Raw genomic sequence first — 20,018 nt, 5'->3', positions numbered from 1 at the left:
TCGTCCGACCCGAAGCCCACAAATGCTCCAACACCTGCCGATGCCCGAACGTCAACACACCCGGCCTCGCCACCAGCACCCCCAGCCCAACCAAGATCAGTTGCACTGAAGCCTAGAAACCACCCCGTAGCGAGTGACAACAACTTCATGATCAACGGGGTGGTGCGGCCGGGCGGGGCCGCGGCGGGGCGGCGGCGGAGCCGGGCGGGCGGGGGCGAAGCGGGCAGTTCGGGGCAGGTGACGCGGCCGGAGCGGCAGTCGAGACAGGGCAGGCGGGGACCACGTACCCTTTCGGCATGTCCTCCCCCGCAACGGGCGCGGCCACCCTTGCCCCGCGCCGGTCGAGCCGGTTCGTTGCCTGGGTACGCGCCTGGCGCGCCGGCCTGGTGCCGTACGACGAGGTCGCCGAATCCGTAGCCGGCGACGAGGAGCACCTGGTCGCGGACGCGCCCGGCACCTGGACCGACGTCCCGCTGCGCGACGCGCTGCCCAGCCTGGCCAAGCTCTCACCCGACGAGATCCGGTTGGTGCTGCCCGCACCCGGCGACCCGCGCGGCCTGCCCGGCCCCGGCGACTTCGCCGGCGCGGCGCTGCTCGCCGGCGAGGCGGAGGTCGCCGGGCCGCTGGGGCTGATCCCCGAGGTGCGCACGCACACGTCCGGTTCCGGGATGACCTGGGAGACCGTGCTCTGGCGGGTGTACCCGCTGCCGGCCGACGCGCCGAAGGCGTCGCTCGCGGCGCCCGGCGCGGCGGAGGCCGAGGCCGAGCTGGCCGCCGCGCTGGCCGAGACCACCGCCGCGCTGACCCGGCTCGACGTGGCTCAGTGGCGGCCTGAGCTGGCCGGGGCCCTCGCGGCGCTGCGCCGCCCGGACGGCGCCACCGACCTGCCGCCCGGCTTCGACCCGCGCGCCCGGCGGCTCTTCGCCCGGGCGGCCGTGCTGGACCGGGTGCTCGCCCTGGCCGGGCACAGCGCACCCGGCGGGGCGATCAACAACTACGAGGCCCAGCAGCGCGACGCCGCGCTGCGCCCGCTCACCACCGCCTGCCGGCAGGCGCTGGTCGCCGCCTGCAACGCTCCGCTGCGCCCCTGAGGGCGTACCCGTGCCGGCCGGCACGGGCGACGGACGCCCGGCCGGCGCGCGGCCGGCCCACGACGCCGGTCGGTCAGATCTCGTCGATGAGGTCGGCGACCGAGTCGACGATCCGCGACGGCCGGTACGGGTAGCGCTCCGCCTCGACCCGGCTGCTGATCCCGGTGAGCACCAGGATGGTCTCCAGCCCGGCCTCCAGGCCGCAGAGGATGTCGGTGTCCATCCGGTCGCCGATCATCGCGGTGGTCTCCGAGTGCGCGTTGATGGTGTTCAGCGCCGAGCGCATCATCATCGGGTTGGGCTTGCCGACGAAGTACGGCTCCACCCCGGTCGCCTTCGAGATCATCGCGGCGACCGAGCCGGCGGCCGGCAGCGCGCCCTCCACCGACGGGCCGGTGACGTCGGGGTTGGTGCAGATGAACCGGGCCCCGTCGTTGATCAGCCGGACCGCCTTGGTGATCGCCTCGAAGCTGTAGGTGCGGGTCTCCCCCAGCACCACGTAGTCCGGCGCGAAGTCGGTCAGCACGTAGCCGACCGCGTGCAGCGCCGTGGTCAGCCCGGCCTCGCCGATCACGTACGCGGTGCCGCCCGGCCGCTGGTCGGCGAGGAACTGGCCGGTGGCCAGCGCCGACGACCAGATCGCCTCCTCCGGCACGTCGAGTCCCATCCGGACCAGCCGGGCCTGGAGGTCCCGCGGGGTGTAGATCGAGTTGTTGGTCAGCACCAGGAACGGCTTGCCGGAGGCGCGCAGCCGCTTGACGAACTCGGGGGCGCCGGGCACGGGCTGGCCCTCGTGCACCAGTACGCCGTCCATGTCGGTGAGCCAGCTCTGCACCGGCTTACGGTCCTGCATCGTCGTCTCGTCCCAGGGGGTGTCGGATTGGGTGGTATCAGGGGCGGCGGGCGGCCGGCACGCAGCACGGCGTGGGACAGGTGTCCCACATCGGGAGCTCACCGAGGCGGCGGCGCAGCCGCTCCCCGTCGGGCGTGGTGCGCTCGGCCACCAGTTCGCGGACCATCGCCACGAAGCGCGGGTCGGTGCCCGGGGTGCCCGCCCGGACGAAGTCCAGGCCGAGCCGCTTGGCCGTCTCCAGCGCCTCGGTGTCCAGGTCCCAGACCACCTCGAGGTGGTCGGAGACGAAGCCGATCGGGCTGACCACCACGCTGGTCACCCCGGACTCGGCGAGCGCGGTCAGGTGGTCGTTGATGTCCGGCTCCAGCCACGGCACCTGCGGCGGGCCGGACCGGCTCTGCCAGACCAGGTCGTACGGCAGGTCGGGCGCGGCGGCGGCGTGCACCAGCCGGGCGACCTCCGCCAGCTGCGCGGTGTACCGGCCGCCGTGCGGGCCGGCGGTGGCCGCCGCCGAGACGGGGATGGAGTGCGCGGTGAAGACCACCCGGGTGGTGTCCCGCTTCGCCGGGTCGAGCTGGGCCAGCGCCGCCCGCACCGCGTCGGCGTGCGGCTCGACGAAGCCGGGGTGGTCCCAGAACTGGCGCAGCTTCTCGATCACCGGGGCGTCCGCGCCGACGGCGGCCCGGGCCGCGGCGATGTCCTCCTGGTACTGCCGGCAGGACGAGTAGCCACCGTACGCGCTGGTGACGAAGGCCAGCGCCCGCGTGACCCCGTCGTCGCGCATCCGCGCCACCGCGTCGGCGAGCATCGGATCCCAGTTGCGGTTGCCCCAGTAGACCGGCAGGTCGACGCCGTTCGCGGCGAAGTCCGCCCGGATCGCGGCGAGCAGCTCGCGGCACTGCTGGTTGATCGGGGAGACCCCGCCGAAGTGCAGGTAGTGCTCGACGACCTCGTCGAGCCGCTCCGGCGGCACGCCCCGGCCCCGGGTCACGTTCTGCAGGAAGGGCAGCACGTCCTCGGGGCGCTCCGGGCCGCCGAAGGAGACCAGCACCAATGCGTCGTACGCCATGGTCCCATTCTCCCCCGACGGCCGGGCCGGCCCGGCGGCCACCCCGCGGGCACCGGCGTGCGCCGGTGACTCAGGCGCCGATCGCGTGGTAGCCGCCGTCGACGTGCACGATCTCGCCGGTGGTGGCCGGGAACCAGTCCGACAGCAGCGCCAGGCAGGCCCGGGCAGCCGGCTCCTGGTCGGTGAGGCTCCAGCCGAGCGGGGCCCGCTCGGTCCAGGCGTCCTCGAACTGGTCGAAGCCGGGGATCGACTTGGCGGCGATGGTGCGCAGCGGGCCGGCGGCGACCAGGTTGCTGCGGATGCCCTGCTTGCCCAGGTGCAGGGCGAGGTAGCGGGAGGCGGACTCCAGGCCGGCCTTGGCCACGCCCATCCAGTCGTAGACCGGCCACGCCTTGGTGGCGTCGAAGGTGAGCCCGACCACGGCGCTGCCGGACGACATCAGCGGCAGCGCCGCCATGGCCAGCGACTTGTACGAGTACGTGGAGACCTGCAGCGCGGTGGCCACGTCCTCCCACGGGGCGTCGAGGAAACCGCCGCCGAGGCAGCTCTGCGGGGCGAACCCGATCGAGTGCACCACCCCGTCCAGGCCGTCGACGTGCTCGCGCACCTTGTCGGCCAGGCCGGCCAGGTGCTCCGGGTTCGTCACGTCCAGCTCGATCACCGGGGCCGGCTCGGGCAGCCGCTTGGCGATCCGCTCGACCAGGGAGAGCCGGCCGTAGCCGGTGAGCACGACCTGCGCGCCGTTCTCCTGGGCGAGCTTCGCCACCGAGAAGGCGATCGAGGCGTCGGTGATGACACCGGTGACCAGCAGCCGCTTACCGGCGAGCAGTCCGGACATTCGGGGGTTCCTCCGTACGTTTTCTCGGGTGGGGCGGTCGTCAGTGGCCCATGCCCAGGCCGCCGTCGACCGGGATGACGGCGCCGGAGATGTAGCCGGCGGCGTCCGAGGCCAGCCAGGTGACCACGCCCGCGACCTCGTCCGGTTCGGCGAACCGGCCGGCCGGGATCGCCTTGCGGTACTCGGCGCGACGCTCGTCGGGCAGCTTGGCGGTCATGTCGGTGTCGATGAAGCCGGGGGCGACCACGTTGGCGGTGATGTTGCGGCTGCCCAGCTCGCGGGTGATCGAGCGGGCCACGCCCACCAGGCCGGCCTTGCTGGCCGCGTAGTTGACCTGGCCGACGCCGCCGTAGAGGCCGACCACCGAGGAGATGAAGATCATCCGGCCCCACTTCGCCCGGAGCATCTTCGTCGACGCCCGCTTGGCGCAGCGGAAGGTGCCGGTGAGGTTGGTGTCCAGCACGCCGGTGAACTGCTCCTCGGACATCCGCATCAGCAGCGTGTCGTCGGTGATGCCGGCGTTGGCGACCAGCACCTCGACCGGACCGAGCTCGGCCTCGATCGCGGTGAAGGCCGCGTCCACCGAGGCGGCGTCGGTGACGTCACACCGGACGCCGAAGAGCCCCTCCGGGGCGTCGCCGCTGCGGTGGGTCACCGCCACCCGGTCGCCCTGCTTGGCGAACGCCTGCGCGATGGCCAGGCCGATCCCCCGGTTGCCGCCGGTCACCAGCACGGTACGGGCCACGGGTCCCCCTCTGCTCAGCTGATCTCTGCGTCGGTCGGAGCCTAGGCGTTACCGACAGGTAAGCGCTAACGCCCGGACCGCCCGGGACCCCGCCCGAGGGGTCCGGACGCCCTTCCCGGCCCCTCCTCGCCGACCCTTCGGCCGGGTCGGTCCAGACGCTCGGCCGGGTACGCGGCGGCAGCGTCCCCGTTGTACGATGATCGGCGTTTGCGGGTCGGCGTCCGGCCCGCGTTCCGGGCCCCGCCGACCGCAGGAGGTGATCGCTGTGCGAGATAGCGATCCTCCCAGTCGTGGCCGGGCCCTCCGTCAGCCCCGCTGAGCCACGGCTCAGTCGGTCGAGCTGACCCAGCTCCCGCTCCCCGCACCGCCCGCCTCGGCCACCGCCGGGGTGGCCGGCCCGCGCCGTCCCGCTCCCGGAACGGCCCACGGTGGAGCCGCCCGGTCACGACTTCGTGTGCGCGTCCTGCTCGACCCCTGCGGTCCGCCCCCGCACGCGCGGACCGTCCAGCCGCCACCCGGAGCCGTCCATGAGCCGTTACGTCGCCCCGCTGGGCTTCACCCTCGCCGCCGTCTGGGTGGCCGTCGTCTTCGTCCTGGCCGGCGGCGGTCACTGACACCGCCGGCCGGTACGGCCACCCGTCCCGCCCGCTCGCACCCCGGCGGGTCTCAGAGCATCCGGGACGACCAGAGCAGGCTCAGCCCACCGGCGCAGAGCGCGAGCAGCAGGGCCACCCCCGCGTACCACTGGGTGATCTCGCGCGGCTCGGTGCGGAACCCGATCGAGCTGCCCATGTCCTGGTAGACCTGCTTCAGCTCGGAGACCGAGGCCGCCTCGTAGAAGTAGCCCTCGGTGGTCTCGGCCAGCTGCGCCAGCGCCAGCCGGTCCACCGGCACCCGCTGCGGCTGGCCGTTGATGTCGACCTGCCCAGAGTCGGTGCCGAAGGCGATGGTGGAGACCGGCACATTGGCCGCCTGCGCCGCCGCGGCGGCCTCCTCCACCGACCGGCCCGACGTGCGGAAGCCGTCGGAGAGCAGCACGATCCGGGCCGGCGGAATGCCGGCCGTGCCGTCGGCCGGGACCGAGCGGATCGCCTCCAGGCAGGTGAAGACCGCCTCGCCGGTGGCGGTCGCCTCGGCCAGGGTCAGCCCGTCGATCGCCGCCGTCACCGCCTCCCGGTCCTTGGTGGGGGCGACCAGCACGTTCGCCGACTTGGCGAAGGAGACCAGCCCGAGGTTGTAACTCTCCGGCAACTCCCCGACGAACTGCTTCGCCGCCTCCTGCGCGGCCTCCAACCGGTTCGGCGCCACGTCGTCGGCCTGCATGGACAGAGAGACGTCGATCGCCAGCATGACGGTGGCCCGCTCCAGGGGCTCCCGGGTGTCCACCGCCGGGCGGGCCATCCCCGCGGCCAGCGCCACCAGGGCGAGCAGGAACGCGGTGGCCGCGGCGTGCCGTCGCCAGCCCAGGCCCTTCGGCGCCAGGGTCCGCAACAGGTCCACGTTGGTGAACCGCATCGCGTACGCCCGGCGGTGGCGCTGCCGCCAGACGTAGAGCGCGGCGAGGGCCAGCACCGGCAGCAGGGCCAGCAGCCACCACGGTTGCAGAAAACGGATCATCGCGTCGTCCCCCGGGTGCGGGCGTGCCGCTGCGCGGCCACGAATCGCACCATGTCCAGCAGCCAGTCTCGATCGGTACGCAGGCGCAGGTGCCCGGCGCCGGCGGCGCGCAGCTCGGTGGCGATCGCCTCGCGCTGGGCGGCCGCCGCCTCGGCGTACCGCCGGCGCAGCCGGGGATCGGCGGTCTGCACCTCGTGCAGCTCCCCGGTCTCCGGGTCGACCACCGGCAGCACCCCCACGTCCGGCAGCTCCAACTCGCGCGGGTCGACCACCTCGATCGCCAGCACGTCGTGCCGGACCCGCAGCTTACGCAGCGGCCGGCCCCACTGCTGCGGCGCCGCGAGGAAGTCCGAGATCACCACCGCCAGGCCCCGCCGCCGTGGCGGGCGGTTGAGCAGGTCGATCAGCGCGCCCAGGTCGCTGCGCCCGGGTCGGACCGGGGTGTGCGCGACGGCCCGCAGCAACGCGTGCGCCTCCCGGCGACCCGAGCGGGCCGGCACCCGGGTGAGCACGCCCGGCCCGGCGGGCGGCGGCGGGGCGGCGCGCCAACGGCCGGCGGGCGCCACGGTCTCCGCGCCGGTGCCGATCACCGCGCCGATCCGGTTGCCGCCGCGCACCGTCAGGTGGGTCAGGGCGGCGGTCGCGGCGATCACCACCTCTCGCTTGAGCCAGCGCCCGGTGCCGAAGTCGAGGCTCGCCGACAGGTCCACCGCGAGCCAGGTCTCCAGCTCCCGGTCGGCCACCGTCCGCCGCACGTGCGGCATGGTCGTCCGGGCGGTGACCGGCCAGTCCATCCGGCGTACGTCGTCGCCGGGCCGGTACTCCCGCGACTCCCCCGCCTCGCTGCCCGGGCCGGGCAGCAGTCCGGCGTAGTCGCCCTGGAGCAGGCCGTCGAGCTTGCGGGTGACCAGCAGCTGCAACCGGGACAGCACCGCCTCGGTCCGCTCACCGCCGGCGTCGGCCGGGCGCACGGGTGAGGTCACGGCCGCTGCCCGGGCCAGCCGGCGCCGGGCGGCGCGCTGACCGGCGGCACCGGGGTCGCCTGCTGGCGGGGCGCCACCGCGGGCAGCGGGATCGTCGACATGACCCGGTGCACCACGTGGTCGGCGGGCACGTCGTCGGCGAGCGCGTCGTAGCTGAGCACCAGCCGGTGCCGGAGGATGTCCGGCGCGATGTCCTGCACGTCCTGGGGCAGCGCGTAGTCGCGGCCGCGCAGCAGGGCCAGCGCCCGGGTGGCCCGGACCAGGCCGAGCGAGGCGCGTGGGCTGGCGCCGTACTGGATGAACCGGGCGACGTCGGGCATCCCGTGCTCGGCCGGGGTACGGGTGGCCAGCACCAGCCGGACCGCGTAGTCGACCAGCGCGTTGTGCACGAAGACCTGGTCGGCCTTCCGCTGCAGGGCGATCAGGTCGTCGGTGGTGAAGACCTGCGCGGGCTCCGGCGGGGCGACGCCCATCCGGTAGACGATCTCGCGCTCCTCGGCGTCGGTCGGGTAGCCGACCACGATCTTCATCAGGAACCGGTCCCGCTGCGCCTCCGGCAGCGGGTAGACGCCCTCCTGCTCGATCGGGTTCTGGGTGGCCATCACCAGGAACGGGTTCGGCACCCGGTGCGTCTCGCCGCCGATGGAGACCTGCCGCTCGCTCATCACCTCCAGCAGCGCGGACTGCACCTTCGCCGGAGCCCGGTTGATCTCGTCGGCGAGGAGGAAGTTGACGAAGACCGGGCCCAGCTCCACGTCGAACTTCTCGCTGGACTGCCGGTAGATCCGGGTGCCCATGATGTCGGCGGGGACCAGGTCCGGAGTGAACTGCACCCGGGCGAAGTCGCCGCCGACCACCTTGGCCAGTGTCTCCACCGCCAGCGTCTTGGCCACCCCGGGTACGCCCTCCAGCAGGCAGTGACCCCGGGCGAGGAGCGCGACGAACATCCGCTCCACCATCCGGTCCTGGCCGACGATGACCCGTTTGATCTCGAACAACGCCCGTTCCAGCAGGCTGGCATCCTCCGCCGGCGTGCTCACCGGTGTGCTCACCGGGGTGGGCGTCTCGGGGGCCGACCCGTTCGGGGTCGGGGCGTCGGGCGTGGTCGGCTGGGCCACCGGTCCTCCACAGCATGATCGGTCGTCGCGGCGTGGTGCGTGTCAAGACTCCCATGCCTGGCTGAGAGCCGATGGAGGGAGAAGCCGATTTCCGCCGCGCCGTCCCGTTCGCCGAATCGCTGAACGAGGGTGGACACACAGGGGTCCGGCGCGTGTACGATTCACCCCGTCGCCGGGCGGCTCCCCCCGTGGTCGCCCGGCGCTCAAACTTCCGGCACCCCGGCCTAGACTGCCCCAGGTGACCGACTCCAGCACCGCCGACGAGGCACCGATCTGTTCGGCCCGCGGCTGCCGCGCGTCCGCCGTCTGGGCGCTGCGCTGGAACAATCCCCGCCTGCACGACCCGGAGCGTCGCAAGACCTGGCTGGCCTGCCCGCAGCACCGGACGTCCCTCGGCGACTTCCTCGACGCGCGCGGCTTCCTGCGCGAGGTCGCACCGCTGCCGGGATCGCATACGCTCGAACGGTGAGCGCGCAGAGCGGATCTTCCCGGTGAACGGCGCCGAGCCACCTCAGCGTCCGGTCAGCGCCCTGGAACCCTGGCCGGACACCGTCCGGTGGCAGCGGATCTCCGGCGACCTGATCTGGGTGGAACTGCTCCGGCTCGCGATGGTGCTGGCCGTGGTGCTGGCCGGTCTCGGCCTCGGCTGGGCGCTCAGCGGTCACTGGGCCTTCGGCGTCGCGTTCGGGCTGGTACTGCTGCTCGGCGCCTGGCGGGCGGTGGCGATCGTCCGGGCCGTCCACGCCTGGGGCTACGCCGAGCGCGAGAACGACCTGCTGGTCCGGCACGGGCTGGTGATCCGGCGGCTCTCCATCGTGCCGTACTCGCGGATGCAGTTCGTCGACGTCAGCGCCGGGCCGCTGGAGCGGGCCTTCCGCCTGGCCACCGTGCAGCTGCACACCGCCGCCGCGGCCAGCGACGCCCGGGTGCCCGGCCTGCGACCGGAGGAGGCGGCCCGGCTGCGCGACCGGCTCACCGCGCTGGGCGAAGACCGCGCGGAGGGGTTGTGAACGACGGGCCGCGCGGGCCGGAACCGGCCCGGCCCGACACCGGCCCCACGCCGGCCCCGTCGGAGCCGTCCGCACCGGCCGCCCCACCCGGACCCGAGCCGGTCTCCGGCCCACCCGGACCCGGCCCCGTCTCCGGCCCACCGGCACACAGCCCGACATCCGGCCCGCCGGTCCACGCTGCGGTCTCCGGCCCACCGGCACACAGCCCGACGTCCGGCCCGCCGGTCCACGGCCCTACGTCCGGCCCACCGGAGCACGGTCCGACATCGGGCCACCCCGAATACGGCTCCACCTTCGGCCAACCAGTGCCCGGCCAGGTACCCGGCCCACCCGGACACGGCCCGCCCCCCGCGCCACCCGGACACGGCCCGGCCCACGCGCCGCCCGGATACGGCCCGGTGCCCGGATACGGCCCGGTGCCCGGATATGGCCCACCGCCCGGATACGGCCCGCCGCCCGGGGGGCACGGCCCCGCGCCCGGCTCGCCTGCCCACGCCCCGACGCCCGGCGCACCCGGGTACGCCCCCGTGCCCGGCCCGGCCGGGGAGGAGCCGCGGCAACGGCTGCACCCGCTCAGCCCGGTGCTGCACGGGGCGAAGTCCCTGGTCGTGGTGATCGCGGGCCTGTCCTGGTCGACCCTGTCCCGGGTGGGCTTCGGGGTGTTCGCCGGGATGGTGGTGGTACTCGCGCTGGGCGCGACCGTGCTGGCGGTGATCAGCTGGTGGAACACCGGCTACCACATCGTCGGGCGGGAGCTGCGGGTGCACGAGGGGCTGCTCTGGCGGCGTACCCGGGCGATCCCGCTGGAGCGGTTGCAGGCGGTGGAGGTGGTCCGGCCGCTGCTCGCCCAGCTCACCGGCCTGGCCGAGCTGCGGCTGGAGGTGGTGGGCGGCGGCAAGACCGAGGCGCCGCTGGCGTACCTCGGCGTGGCCGAGGCGGCGGCGTTGCGGCAGCGGCTGCTCGCCGTGGCGGGCCGGGCCGCCGGCGGGGAGGTCGCGCCGGCCGTCGCACGAGCCGGGGAGCCACCGGAGCCGGCCGGCCGGCCGCTACACGCCGTCCGCAACACCGACCTGCTGGTCAGCCAGCTGCTCACCCCGCAGGCGTTCCTGCTCCCGTTCGGCGTGGCCTTCGTGGCGGCGCAGTTCCTCTCCGCGGGTTCCTGGTCGTTCATCGCGGTGGCCAGCACGCTGACCGCGATGGCCGGCGTGATCCTGCAACCGGTCCGCCGGGTGCTCGACGACTGGAGCTTCCGGCTGGATCGGGAGGAGGACCGGCTGCGCGTCCGCAACGGCCTGCTGGAGACCCGGGTGCAGACCGTGCCGCTGGACCGGGTGCAGACGGTCGGGGTGACCTGGCCGCTGCTCTGGCGGATGAAGGGCTGGCTGCGGCTGCGGCTGGAGGTGGCCGGCTACTCCGGTGGCGAGCAGGACGACCGGAACCGGCCGGACCGGCTGCTGCCCGTCGGCGACCTGCGTACCGGCGAGGAGATCGTCGCCGAGGTGCTGCCCGGGGTGCGGCTGACCGCCCTGCCGATGACGCCCCCGCCGGCCCGGGCCCGCTGGCTGCGGCCGCTCAGCGTGCGAGCGCTCGGCGCCGGGCTGGGCGAGCGCGTCTTCGCCGTCCGCTCCGGTCTGCTGACCCGGCAGCTGGCGATCGTGCCGTACGCCCGGATCCAGAGCGTGCGGGTGGTGCAGGGGCCGGCGCAGCGGCGGCTGCGGCTGGCCACGGTGCACGCCGACACCGCGGGCGGCTCGGGCGCCGCGGCGCCCGACCGGGACCTGACCGAGGCGTGGACGCTCGCCGCGGAGCTGATCGCCCGGGCGCACGCCGCACGGCGCGCCCGCTGACGATCCGGCGAATGGCGCGGCGCGTCCCCGCTGACGATCCGGCGAGTGGCCCGGCGCGTCCCCGCTGACGGCCCGCGAGTGGCCCGGCGCGTTCGCCGACGGTTCAGCGGGCGGCGCGCTGCTCCGCCGGCTGTCCGGCCGACGCGCCAGCCGGCTCGGCGACGGCCGACTCGACGGCGACCGACTTGGCGGCCACCGACCCGGCGGCCACCGGCTCGGCCGTGGCCGAGGAGACCACCGCCGGGGAGGCCGTGGTCGGCGGGGCCGCCAGCGGGCGGCGGGCCCGGTGGGCCGCCCACCAGCGCTCGGCGAGCCCGACCACCAGGAAGGTCATCCCCACGTACGCCCAGCCGACGAGCACGTCGATCACGTAGTGCTCGCCGCAGTAGACCAGGGTGAAGGTCATCGCCAGCGGGTACGCCAGCAGCAGCGGCCACCACCGCTTCCGGGTGGCCCGGAGGAAGAACAGCACGACGAACAGAGCGAACGCGGTGTGCAGCGACGGCATCGCGGCGACCGGGTTGCTGGCGATCTGCCCGGCGTTGAGCAGGTTGCCGGCGCCGTGCATGCCGAACGCCTTCCAGCCCCGGGTGGAGATCCGGGCGACCTCGGTGAGCAGGCCGTTCTGCGCCGCCCACCAGGGCGGGGCGGCCGGGTAGAGGAAGTAGGTGACCAGCCCGGTGGCGCAGAGGAACCCCCAGCGCCGCATGAACGCCGCCCACCGGCCCCGGTCACGCAACCAGAGCACCGCGGCGGCGGCCAGCGCCACCACGAAGTGGGAGAAGTAGACCCAACTGGCCAGCACGTCCCACCACTGCACGTCGGGCCGGTAGAGGTGCTCCTGGAGCCAGACCGTCGGCACCTCGCCGCCGGTGGCCCAGCCGAACATCACCCGGTCGGCGACGATCAACTCGTAGGCGTGCGGGGTCGCCCCGTTGTCGGCGAAGCCCCGGGAGAGGTTGTACGCGGCCAGCAGCAGCACCACCGGCACCCAGTCCCGGGCGAAGTGCAGGTGGCTGCGCCACGGGCGGGACGAGTTCCAGGCGATCGTCGCCGCCCAGATCCAGACGAACGCGTACGCCGGGTCGGTCGGCAGGCCGATGGCCAGCCAGGCGACGACGAAGGCGGCGCCCCAGACCGCCATCGCGATCACGCGGCGACGCCCGCCGTCGGCGGACACGGTCGGTCCGGTGGGGGCGGGGGGCTGGGGGTCAGTCACGACGGCCATCGCGGTCAAGGTTAACGGCGGCTGACGGGGACCACCGGGCCGGCTGCCTCCCCCTGCCCCGGCCGGCCTCCGCGGGCCGCCGCGCCGGCCGCCCGGCGGCGGGTGGTCCGGTTCGCCGTCGTCGTGGCCGGGGCCGCCGCCGAACACCTACGCTGAGCCCATGCAGGAGCAGTCGGACACCCCCTTTCCGACCGGGCTGACCGCCCGGGTCGAGCTGACCGTCACCGACGCCGACACCGCGCAGGCGGTGGGCTCCGGCGACGTGCCGGTGCTCGGCACGCCCCGGTTGCTCGCCCTCGCCGAGGCGGCCACCGTCGCGGCCACCGCCACCCACCTGCCGGCCGGCTCGACGACCGTGGGCAGCCGGGTGGAGCTGGAGCACCGCGCGGCGACGCCGGTCGGGCGGACGGTGGTGGCGCAGGCCCGCTTGACCGAGGTCGCCGGGCGGCGGCTGGTGTTCGAGGTCACGGTCACCGACGGTGGCGAGACGGTGGCCGAGGGCCGGGTGGAGCGGGCGCTGGTCGACCGGCAGCGCTTCGTGGCGCGTGCGGCGCGGGTGTCATGACCCTCCGGTTCGTGGAGGTCGCCGACCGGGTCCACGTGCTGCGCGAGCCGGTGCTCAACGTCAACGTCACCCTGATCGTCGGTGACGGGGAGGCGTTGCTGGTGGACAGCCTCTCCACCGCCGGGCAGGCCGCCGAGCTGGCCGCGGCGGCCCGGGCGGTCACCGGCCACCCGTGGACGCTGGTCAACACCCACCACCACTACGACCACTGCTTCGGCAACGCCACCCTCGCCGCCGACCCGCCCCGGCCGGTGTACGCCCACGAGCTGGCCGCCGCCGCGCTGCGCGAGCGGCCGGACGCGCTGCGCCGGGAGGCGTACGAGGAGCTGCGGGGCGAGCGGCCGGAGTTCGCCGCCGAGGTGGCCGGGACGGAGCTGCTCGCCCCGACGCACACCGTGCTCACCGAGGCGGTGCTCGACGTCGGGGGCCGCCGGGTGGTGCTGCGTCACCCGGGGCACGGGCACACCGACGCCGACCTGGTGGTGCACGTGCCCGACGCCGACGTGCTGGTCGCCGGGGACCTGGTGGAGCAGAGCGGGCCGCCCGCCTTCGAGGACTCGTACCCGTTGCAGTGGCCGGACGCGGTGGCCGAGCTGCTGCGGCTCACCACGCCCGCGACGGTGGTCGTGCCCGGGCACGGCGACCCGGTCGACGCCGAGTTCGTCCGGGCCCAGCACCGCCAGCTGGTCGACCTGGCCTGGCTGATCCGCGCCGCCCACACCGGCAGTGCCCCGCCCGAGCGGGTCGCCGCCGAGGCGCCCTTCGGCGCTCGACCCGCCCTGATCGCCGCCCGCCGCGGCTACGCCGAGCTCGACGGCACCCCCTGACGCCCGGCCGTCCCGGGCCGCCCACCGCCGAGCGCCGGTCAGTCCGTGGCGCGGAGGGTGGCCAGGAGGCGGTCCAGGGCCGGAACGACAGCGCGGCCGGCAGCGCGGCCGGCGGGGTCGAGGGCGGCCAGTGCCGGCTCAGTCGACGAAGCGGGCCAGCACCTCGGCGCGGGTGGGCATCGACACCGCCCCGCCGGGCGACTCGCAGACCAGGCCGGCGACCCGCAGCGCGAACGCCACCCGCTGGTGCCAGTCGGTCGGCTCGGCCGGCTCCCCGTCGACCAGCAGCTCGGCGATGAGCGCCGCCATCACCGAGTCGCCCGCGCCGGTGGCGTCGACCGCGCGCACCTTCGGCGCGGGCACGCGTACCGGGTCGGGGCCGGCCGCGACGATCGCGCCGTCCGCGCCGAGGGTGAGCACGACGGTGCCCGCCCCCAGCTCACGCAGGTACGCCGCGACCCCCTCGACCGGCTCGCGCGGGTAGAGCAGCGCGGCGTCGGCCTCGCTCAGCTTGACCAGGTGCGCCCCGGCGGCGAACTCCGCGACCACCTCCCGCAGCCCGTCCAGCGTCGATGGACCGTTCAGCAGCCGGGGCCGCACGTTGGGGTCGAACACCCGCAGGCCGGTGGCGAGCGACCAGGCGTGCCGCGCGGCGGCGAGCACCGGCGGGCAGAGCAGCACGATCGACCCGCAGTAGAGCACGTCGGCGCCCTCGATCAGGGCCAGGTCCAGATTGTCGGCGGTGAGCAGGCCGTACGAGGGCGGCTCACCGTAGAAGCGGAAGTCGGGCTCGGCCCCGGCGTGCGTGGTGACCGCGAGGGTGGTGGGCACCCCGACGGCGACCGCGCCGGCCAGCCCGACGCCGGCGTCGGCGAGGAAGGCGCGGATCCGGCCGGCCAGCACGTCGTCGCCGAACGACCCGACGAACTCGGCCGCGCCGCCGAGCCGGGACACCCCGACGGCGACGTTGAGCGGGCCACCGCCGATCTCCTGGCGGAAGACCGGCCGGCCCTCGCACTCGGCGTCGAGCAGGTCGACCAGCGCCTCACCGAGCACCACCGCGTATCCCACGTCGCCTCCCAGCGTCCGTCGCTTCGTACCAGGCTGGCACAGTGCCCGCCACGGCGGGCGGGAAGCCCCGTCTCCACGTATCGAGCAACGGCTATTGCGCGGGGTCGCCGGAGCGTGGTGGGATGACGCGTGCCGGGCCGGTGCGGGGGCTGCCGCACCACCGGCGCCGAGCTGGAGCCGACGCGAGGGCACCGGTCCGCGGGACGCGGACCGAGGGCGGTGCGCGGCCATCCGGCCCTCCCGACTTCCGGGCCGCCGGCCGTGGCGCCGCGATCGTCGCATCCGCTCGTCACAGCGGGGCCGGCCGTCGTGCCGCCCCGCGGGTCAGGAGAACCTCGTGATCCGTTCCCGTACGGCCGCGCTGCTCACCGCGGCCGCCACCCTCGCCCTGGGCGCCGTCGCCCTGACCTCCGGCGGAGACTCGGCCGCCGCGCACGGCGCGGCGATGACTCCGGGCAGCCGGACCTACCTGTGCTGGAAGGACGGCCTCAGCCCGACCGGCGAGATCAGGCCGGTCAACCCGGCCTGCTCGGCGGCGGTCGCGCAGAGCGGCGCCAACTCCCTCTACAACTGGTTCAGCGTGCTCCGCTCCGACGCCGGCGGCCGGACCGTCGGCTTCATCCCCGACGGCAAGCTGTGCAGCGGCGGCAACCCCGGTTTCGCCGGGTACGACCTGGCCCGCACCGACTGGCCGGTGACCCACCTGACCGCCGGGGCGCGGCTGGACTTCCGCTACAGCAACTGGGCCCACCACCCGGGCACGTTCTACTTCTACGTCACGAAGGACAGTTGGAGCCCGACCCGACCGCTGGCCTGGAGCGACCTGGAGGAGCAACCCTTCCTGACGGTGACCAACCCGCCGCAGCGCGGCGCGGTCGGCACCAACGACGGGCACTACTACTTCAGCGGCAACCTGCCCTCCGGCAAGAGCGGGCGGCACATCGTCTACTCCCGCTGGGTCCGCTCGGACAGCCAGGAGAACTTCTTCGGCTGCTCGGACGTCACCTTCGACGGGGGCAACGGCGAGGTGACCGGGGTCGGTTCCGGCGGCGGCACGACACCTCCGCCGAGCCCCACCACGCCGCCACCGAGCCCGACCACTCCCCCGCCCTCGCCCACCACGCCGCCGCCGAGCGGCGACTGCATGGCGGTCTACAAGGTGCTCAACTCCTGGCCCGGCGGGTTCCAGGGCGAGGTCATGATCATGAATCACAGCGCCCGGACGTACGGCGGCTGGGTGGCCAGCTGGACGTGGCCCAGCGGCCAGTCGATCAGCAGCCTCTGGAACGGCACGGTGAGCTCCTCCGGATCGGCGGTGACGGTCGCCAACGCGGCCTGGAACGGCACGATCGCCCCCGAGGGCACCACCACGTTCGGCTTCACCGCGACCACCACCGGCGCCAACACCCTGCCCACCGTCACCTGCTCCGGCCGCTGACCTCCCGCCCACCGACGGGCCGCTGAAACGATCAAGAGGTTTGCGTCGCCGGAGCGGACTCCGGTCGACGCAAACCTCTTGATCAACGGCGGTGCCGCGCCCCGGGCGCGCCGGGCCCGGCCGTCAGCGGACCATGGAGCCGACCACGGGCTTGGTGAGCAGGGCGGACTGGTTGCGCTGGATGCCGGGGTCGAGGGTCTTGGCCACGAAGATGGCGTGCCAGATGCAGAAGATCAGCACCGTCCACACCTTGCGGGAGTGGTCCGCCTCCTCCCGCTTGTGCTCGTCCAGCAGCCGCAGCGCGTACGACAGGTCGATCAGGTCGCCCGCGCCGGAGGTGGCCAGCACGTGCCGGGCCCACTCGTACATCTCGCCGCGCAGCCAGACCCGGGTCGGGGTCGGGAAGCCCAGCTTCTTGCGGTTGACGATGGCCGGCGGCACCACGCCCTGCAACGCCTGGCGCATGGCGTACTTGGTGGCGTCCGAGCGGGGCGGGAGCTTCAGGTCGACCGGGATGCCGGCGGCCACGTCGAAGACCGCCCGGTCGAGGAAGGGCACCCGCACCTCCAGCGAGTGGGCCATCGAGATCCGGTCGGCCTTGACCAGGATGTCGCCGCGCAGCCAGGTGTAGAGGTCGACGTACTGCATCTTGGTGACGTCGTCGAGCTCGGTGCACTCGGCGTAGATCGGCGCGGTCACGTCGGTGTAGCGGACCGAGGGGTCGTAGCGGCGCAGCAGGTGCTGCTTCTCCTCCTCGGTGAACATCCGGGCGTTGCCGTAGTAGCGCTGCTCGATCGGGGTGGTGCCGCGCTCCAGGAAGCTCTTGCCCTTGACCCCCTGCGGGATCGCCTTGGAGACCGCGCGCAGGCCCTTCTGCATCCCGCCCGGCAGGCCGTTGACCGCGCCGAGGGAGAGCGGCTCCCGGTAGATCGTGTACCCGCCGAAGAACTCGTCCGCGCCCTCACCGGAGAGGACCACCGTGACGTGCTCGGCGGCCTTCTTGGCCACGAAGTAGAGCGGCACCAGCGCCGGGTCGGCCACCGGGTCGTCCAGGTGCCAGACGATCTTCGGCAGGGCGTCGATCATGTCCTGCGGCCCGATCTTGGTCGGGATGGTGGTCACGTCGAGGTGCCGGGCCGACTCCTGGGCCACGTCGATCTCGGAGTAGCCGGGCACGTCGTACCCGACGGTGAAGGTGAGGATGTTCGGGTTGAACTCCCGGGCCAGGGCCACCACCGCGGTCGAGTCGATCCCGCTGGACAGGAACGAGCCGACCGGCACGTCCGAGCGCATGTGCATCCGGACGCTCTCCCGCAGCGTCTCCCGGATCTCCTGGTAGAGCCGCTGCTCGTCGGAGACCGGGGCGGGCCGGAACACCGGCCGGTACCAGCGGCGCACGTCGATGCGCCCGCCCGGGCTCCAGGTCAGGTACTCCCCCGAGCCGATCCGCCGGATCCCCTTGTGCAGGGTGCCGGGCTCCGGGACGTACTGGAGGGTCAGGTAGTGGCTCAGGCTGGCCGTGTCGATGCCGGCGTCGCCCTCGTAGTTCGAGTGCGCGAAGGGCAGCAGCGCCTTCTTCTCCGAGGCGAGGTAGAGCCCGTCGGCGGTCTCCAGGTAGTGCAGCGGCTTGATGCCGAAGTAGTCGCGGGCGCCGAAGGCACGCCGCTCCTGCCGGTCCCAGATGACGAAGGCGAACATGCCGCGCAGCCGGGTGAGCACCTGCTCGCCCCAGTAGTGGTAGCCGGCGACGATCACCTCGCCGTCGCCGGCGGTGGCGAACTGGGCGCCGTAGGTGCGCACCAGCTCGTCGCGCAGCTCGATGTAGTTGTAGATCTCACCGTTGAAGGTGAGCAGGTAGCGGCCGTCGGCGTACGGCAGCGGTTCGTGGCTGGAGGCCACGTCGATGATCGCCAGGCGCTTGTGCGCGAACACCCCGTCCGCGTACCGGCCGGAGGCGTCCCCGACCACCTCGACACCGGTCTCGTCCGGGCCGCGGTGGTGCAGGCATTCCAACGCCCCGGCGATGTTGTCGCGGTGAGCGGCGGCGTCGCCGCGCGCACTGAAGAAGGCCAGGAGTCCGCACATGGTGGTCATCTTTCCACGCGCGTGAAGCGGCCGTCGCGGCACCGCAGGCTCTTCCGACCGGGACCGGGCGGGTACCGTCTGGACCAGCAACGAGGCGGAGGGAGCGGACCATGACCGAGGACCGGACGAGCGGAAAGCCGGCGGACGGCACCGAATCGCACGACCCGGACTTCCCGCCGGCGTTCCTGGACTTCATGCGCCAGGGCTGGCGGGACACCACCCTGCCGGTCGGCCCGCGCCCCGAGGTCCCCAACCACGCCAAGCGCCGCGCCGCGCTCTCGGCGGCCTTCCCGGGCGAGACGCTGGTCATCCCGACCGGCACCGAGAAGGTACGCGCCAACGACACCGACCACCCGTTCCGGCCGGGCAGCGACTTCGCCTACCTGACCGGCGACCACGACCCGGACAGCGTGCTCGTGCTGCGCCCGAACGGCTCCGGGCACGACGCCACGCTCTACATGCGGCCCCGGTCCTCCCGGAAGACCGACGAGTTCTTCCGCAGCCGGCACGGCGAGCTGTGGGTCGGCCGGCGGCACACCCTGACGGAGAAGTCGACCGAGCTGGGCCTGCCGACCGAGGACCTCACCGAGCTGGACGCGGCGCTGGCCGGGCTGGCGCCGGGGCGTACCCGGGTGTTGCGCGGTTTCGACGCCCGGGTGGACGCGGCCGTGCGGCCCTGGGACGGCCCCCGCGCCGACGGCCAGCCGGCCCGCGACCGCGAGCTGGCCATCGCGATCTCCGAGCTGAAGCTGGTCAAGGACGAGTGGGAGATCGCCCAGCTCCAGGACGCCGTCGACGCGACCGTACGCGGCTTCGAGGACGTGGCCCGGGGGCTGCCGGCCGACCGCGGGGTCTCCGAGCGGCTGCTGGAGGGCATCTTCGCGCTGCGGGCCCGGCACGACGGCAACGACGTCGGGTACGGCTCGATCGTCGGGGCCGGCGAGCACGCCACGATCCTGCACTGGGTGCACAACCACGGCGCCACCCGCCCGGGTGAGCTGCTGCTGATGGACATGGGCGTGGAGAACCGCAACCTCTACACCGCCGACGTCACCCGGGTGCTGCCGGTCGACGGCCGGTTCACCCCGTTGCAGCGCCAGGTCTACGACGCGGTGTACGCGGCCCAGCAGGCCGGCATCGACATCATCAAGCCCGGGGTGGCGTTCCGGGAGGTCCACCTCACCGCGATGCGGGTCCTCGCTGAGGCGCTCAAGGACCTCGGCCTGCTCCCGGTGAGCGTGGACGAGGCGATGGACCCGGCGTCGACGGTCTACCGCCGGTGGACGCTGCACGGCACCAGCCACATGCTCGGCATCGACGTGCACGACTGCGCCAACGCGCGCAAGGAGCACTACCGCGACGGCCCGCTCGGCGAGGGCTACGTGCTGACCGTCGAGCCGGGGCTGTACTTCCAGCCCGAGGACGAGCTGGTCCCCGAGGAGCTGCGCGGCATCGGCGTGCGGATCGAGGACGACATCCTGGTCACCGCGACCGGCGCGGTGAACCTGTCGGCCGGTCTGCCCCGCCGCTCGGACGAGGTGGAGACCTGGCTCGCCGAGCAGCGTGAGGCGGGTCCGCGCCTGCCCGGCTGACCCGGTACGACCCCCGGCGGGGCCCCCCCCCCGGGGGGTCG

Annotated in this window: 19 protein-coding genes; 9 read left to right on the top strand and 10 right to left on the bottom strand. The window is 74.2% G+C overall.

All coding sequences use genetic code 11. The features are described 5' to 3' along the window. Positions 1-296 precede the first annotated feature (296 nt). On the top strand, positions 297-1,091 hold the full coding sequence (locus KBX37_RS27600; RefSeq protein WP_210778807.1) for a hypothetical protein: 795 nt from the start codon (positions 297-299) through the stop codon (positions 1,089-1,091). Positions 1,092-1,164: 73 nt separating this feature from the next. On the opposite strand, the gene KBX37_RS27595 is transcribed toward KBX37_RS27600, so the two are convergent. The 4 genes from KBX37_RS27595 to fabG form a co-directional block, all read right to left on the bottom strand. After that, complete coding sequence (locus tag KBX37_RS27595) at positions 1,165-1,944, bottom strand: HAD-IIA family hydrolase (RefSeq protein WP_154936084.1); 780 nt, start codon at positions 1,942-1,944, stop codon at positions 1,165-1,167. A 37-nt stretch (positions 1,945-1,981) separates the two neighbouring features. Next, positions 1,982-3,013, bottom strand: a complete 1,032-nt coding sequence (locus KBX37_RS27590) for a ferrochelatase (protein ID WP_210778806.1) — start codon at positions 3,011-3,013, stop codon at positions 1,982-1,984. 70 nt (positions 3,014-3,083) lie between these two features. Then, a complete protein-coding gene (gene fabI, locus KBX37_RS27585) occupies positions 3,084-3,851 on the bottom strand; it encodes an enoyl-ACP reductase FabI (protein ID WP_210778805.1) in 768 nt (255 codons plus the stop codon). A gap of 40 nt (positions 3,852-3,891) precedes the next feature. Next, on the bottom strand, positions 3,892-4,596 hold the full coding sequence (gene fabG / locus KBX37_RS27580; protein WP_210778804.1) for a beta-ketoacyl-ACP reductase: 705 nt from the start codon (positions 4,594-4,596) through the stop codon (positions 3,892-3,894). 428 nt (positions 4,597-5,024) lie between these two features. On the opposite strand from fabG, the gene KBX37_RS27575 reads away from it, so the two are divergent. Next, positions 5,025-5,210 (top strand): hypothetical protein, encoded by a 186-nt coding sequence (locus KBX37_RS27575; protein WP_154936080.1) that lies wholly within the window; start codon positions 5,025-5,027, stop codon positions 5,208-5,210. 52 nt (positions 5,211-5,262) lie between these two features. On the opposite strand, the gene KBX37_RS27570 is transcribed toward KBX37_RS27575, so the two are convergent. Genes KBX37_RS27570 through KBX37_RS27560 form a run of 3 tightly spaced genes read right to left on the bottom strand, consistent with a single transcriptional unit; the run spans position 5,263 to position 8,314 of the window. Then, entirely contained in the window at positions 5,263-6,213 is a 951-nt protein-coding gene (locus KBX37_RS27570; protein WP_154936079.1) for a VWA domain-containing protein, read from the bottom strand. Then, entirely contained in the window at positions 6,210-7,214 is a 1,005-nt protein-coding gene (locus KBX37_RS27565; RefSeq protein WP_210778809.1) for a DUF58 domain-containing protein, read from the bottom strand. The genes KBX37_RS27570 and KBX37_RS27565 overlap by 4 nt, the downstream gene beginning before the upstream one ends. Continuing rightward, positions 7,193-8,314, bottom strand: a complete 1,122-nt coding sequence (locus KBX37_RS27560; protein ID WP_210778803.1) for a MoxR family ATPase — start codon at positions 8,312-8,314, stop codon at positions 7,193-7,195. Before KBX37_RS27560 ends, KBX37_RS27565 begins: the two co-directional genes overlap by 22 nt. Before the next feature lie 238 nt (positions 8,315-8,552). On the opposite strand from KBX37_RS27560, the gene KBX37_RS27555 reads away from it, so the two are divergent. The 3 genes from KBX37_RS27555 to KBX37_RS27545 all read left to right on the top strand — a co-directional run bounded on the left by KBX37_RS27555 (position 8,553) and on the right by KBX37_RS27545 (position 11,171). Then, positions 8,553-8,783: a hypothetical protein gene (locus KBX37_RS27555; protein ID WP_210778802.1), complete on the top strand. Its 231-nt coding sequence runs from the start codon at positions 8,553-8,555 to the stop codon at positions 8,781-8,783. A gap of 22 nt (positions 8,784-8,805) precedes the next feature. Further along, positions 8,806-9,324, top strand: coding sequence for a PH domain-containing protein (locus KBX37_RS27550; protein ID WP_307849226.1), 519 nt, complete (start codon positions 8,806-8,808; stop codon positions 9,322-9,324). Positions 9,325-9,722: 398 nt separating this feature from the next. After that, positions 9,723-11,171 carry a PH domain-containing protein gene (locus KBX37_RS27545; RefSeq protein WP_210778801.1) on the top strand — a complete coding sequence of 483 codons (1,449 nt, stop codon included), beginning with the start codon at positions 9,723-9,725 and terminating at the stop codon, positions 11,169-11,171. A 103-nt stretch (positions 11,172-11,274) separates the two neighbouring features. Here the strand turns inward: KBX37_RS27545 and KBX37_RS27540 are convergent, their stop codons facing one another. After that, a complete protein-coding gene (locus KBX37_RS27540) occupies positions 11,275-12,399 on the bottom strand; it encodes a phosphatase PAP2 family protein (protein WP_210778800.1) in 1,125 nt (374 codons plus the stop codon). 160 nt (positions 12,400-12,559) lie between these two features. Between KBX37_RS27540 and KBX37_RS27535 the strand changes: the two genes are divergently transcribed. Beyond that, the gene (locus KBX37_RS27535) at positions 12,560-12,964 is read left to right on the top strand and encodes a thioesterase family protein (protein WP_210778799.1); all 405 of its coding nucleotides are present in this window, start codon (positions 12,560-12,562) and stop codon (positions 12,962-12,964) included. Then, positions 12,961-13,791: an MBL fold metallo-hydrolase gene (locus KBX37_RS27530; RefSeq protein ID WP_210778798.1), complete on the top strand. Its 831-nt coding sequence runs from the start codon at positions 12,961-12,963 to the stop codon at positions 13,789-13,791. Before KBX37_RS27535 ends, KBX37_RS27530 begins: the two co-directional genes overlap by 4 nt. Before the next feature lie 138 nt (positions 13,792-13,929). Here KBX37_RS27530 and KBX37_RS27525 read toward each other — a convergent pair whose 3' ends face one another. Then, on the bottom strand, positions 13,930-14,862 hold the full coding sequence (locus tag KBX37_RS27525) for a carbohydrate kinase (protein WP_210778797.1): 933 nt from the start codon (positions 14,860-14,862) through the stop codon (positions 13,930-13,932). A gap of 337 nt (positions 14,863-15,199) precedes the next feature. Between KBX37_RS27525 and KBX37_RS27520 the strand changes: the two genes are divergently transcribed. Then, positions 15,200-16,300 (top strand): lytic polysaccharide monooxygenase, encoded by a 1,101-nt coding sequence (locus KBX37_RS27520; RefSeq protein WP_210778796.1) that lies wholly within the window; start codon positions 15,200-15,202, stop codon positions 16,298-16,300. A gap of 123 nt (positions 16,301-16,423) precedes the next feature. On the opposite strand, the gene asnB is transcribed toward KBX37_RS27520, so the two are convergent. Then, positions 16,424-18,385 (bottom strand): asparagine synthase (glutamine-hydrolyzing), encoded by a 1,962-nt coding sequence (gene asnB / locus KBX37_RS27515; protein WP_210778795.1) that lies wholly within the window; start codon positions 18,383-18,385, stop codon positions 16,424-16,426. A gap of 110 nt (positions 18,386-18,495) precedes the next feature. Between asnB and KBX37_RS27510 the strand changes: the two genes are divergently transcribed. Then, positions 18,496-19,977 (top strand): aminopeptidase P family protein, encoded by a 1,482-nt coding sequence (locus tag KBX37_RS27510; RefSeq protein WP_210778794.1) that lies wholly within the window; start codon positions 18,496-18,498, stop codon positions 19,975-19,977. The last annotated feature ends 41 nt before the right edge of the window (positions 19,978-20,018 follow it).

It is taken from the genome of Micromonospora sp. U56, assembly GCF_018070095.1.
Lineage (GTDB): Bacteria > Actinomycetota > Actinomycetes > Mycobacteriales > Micromonosporaceae > Micromonospora > Micromonospora purpureochromogenes.
This window is presented reverse-complemented; position numbering and strand designations above follow the sequence as displayed.

Coding starts and splice junctions, on each gene's coding strand:
- KBX37_RS27600 (WP_210778807.1), top strand. CDS start 297: ATGTCCTCCCCCGCAACGGGCGCGGCCACCCTTGCCCCGCGCCGGTCG.
- KBX37_RS27595 (WP_154936084.1), bottom strand. CDS start 1,944: ATGCAGGACCGTAAGCCGGTGCAGAGCTGGCTCACCGACATGGACGGC.
- KBX37_RS27590 (WP_210778806.1), bottom strand. CDS start 3,013: ATGGCGTACGACGCATTGGTGCTGGTCTCCTTCGGCGGCCCGGAGCGC.
- fabI (WP_210778805.1), bottom strand. CDS start 3,851: ATGTCCGGACTGCTCGCCGGTAAGCGGCTGCTGGTCACCGGTGTCATC.
- KBX37_RS27570 (WP_154936079.1), bottom strand. CDS start 6,213: ATGATCCGTTTTCTGCAACCGTGGTGGCTGCTGGCCCTGCTGCCGGTG.
- KBX37_RS27540 (WP_210778800.1), bottom strand. CDS start 12,399: ATGGCCGTCGTGACTGACCCCCAGCCCCCCGCCCCCACCGGACCGACC.
- KBX37_RS27535 (WP_210778799.1), top strand. CDS start 12,560: ATGCAGGAGCAGTCGGACACCCCCTTTCCGACCGGGCTGACCGCCCGG.
- KBX37_RS27530 (WP_210778798.1), top strand. CDS start 12,961: ATGACCCTCCGGTTCGTGGAGGTCGCCGACCGGGTCCACGTGCTGCGC.
- asnB (WP_210778795.1), bottom strand. CDS start 18,385: ATGTGCGGACTCCTGGCCTTCTTCAGTGCGCGCGGCGACGCCGCCGCT.
- KBX37_RS27510 (WP_210778794.1), top strand. CDS start 18,496: ATGACCGAGGACCGGACGAGCGGAAAGCCGGCGGACGGCACCGAATCG.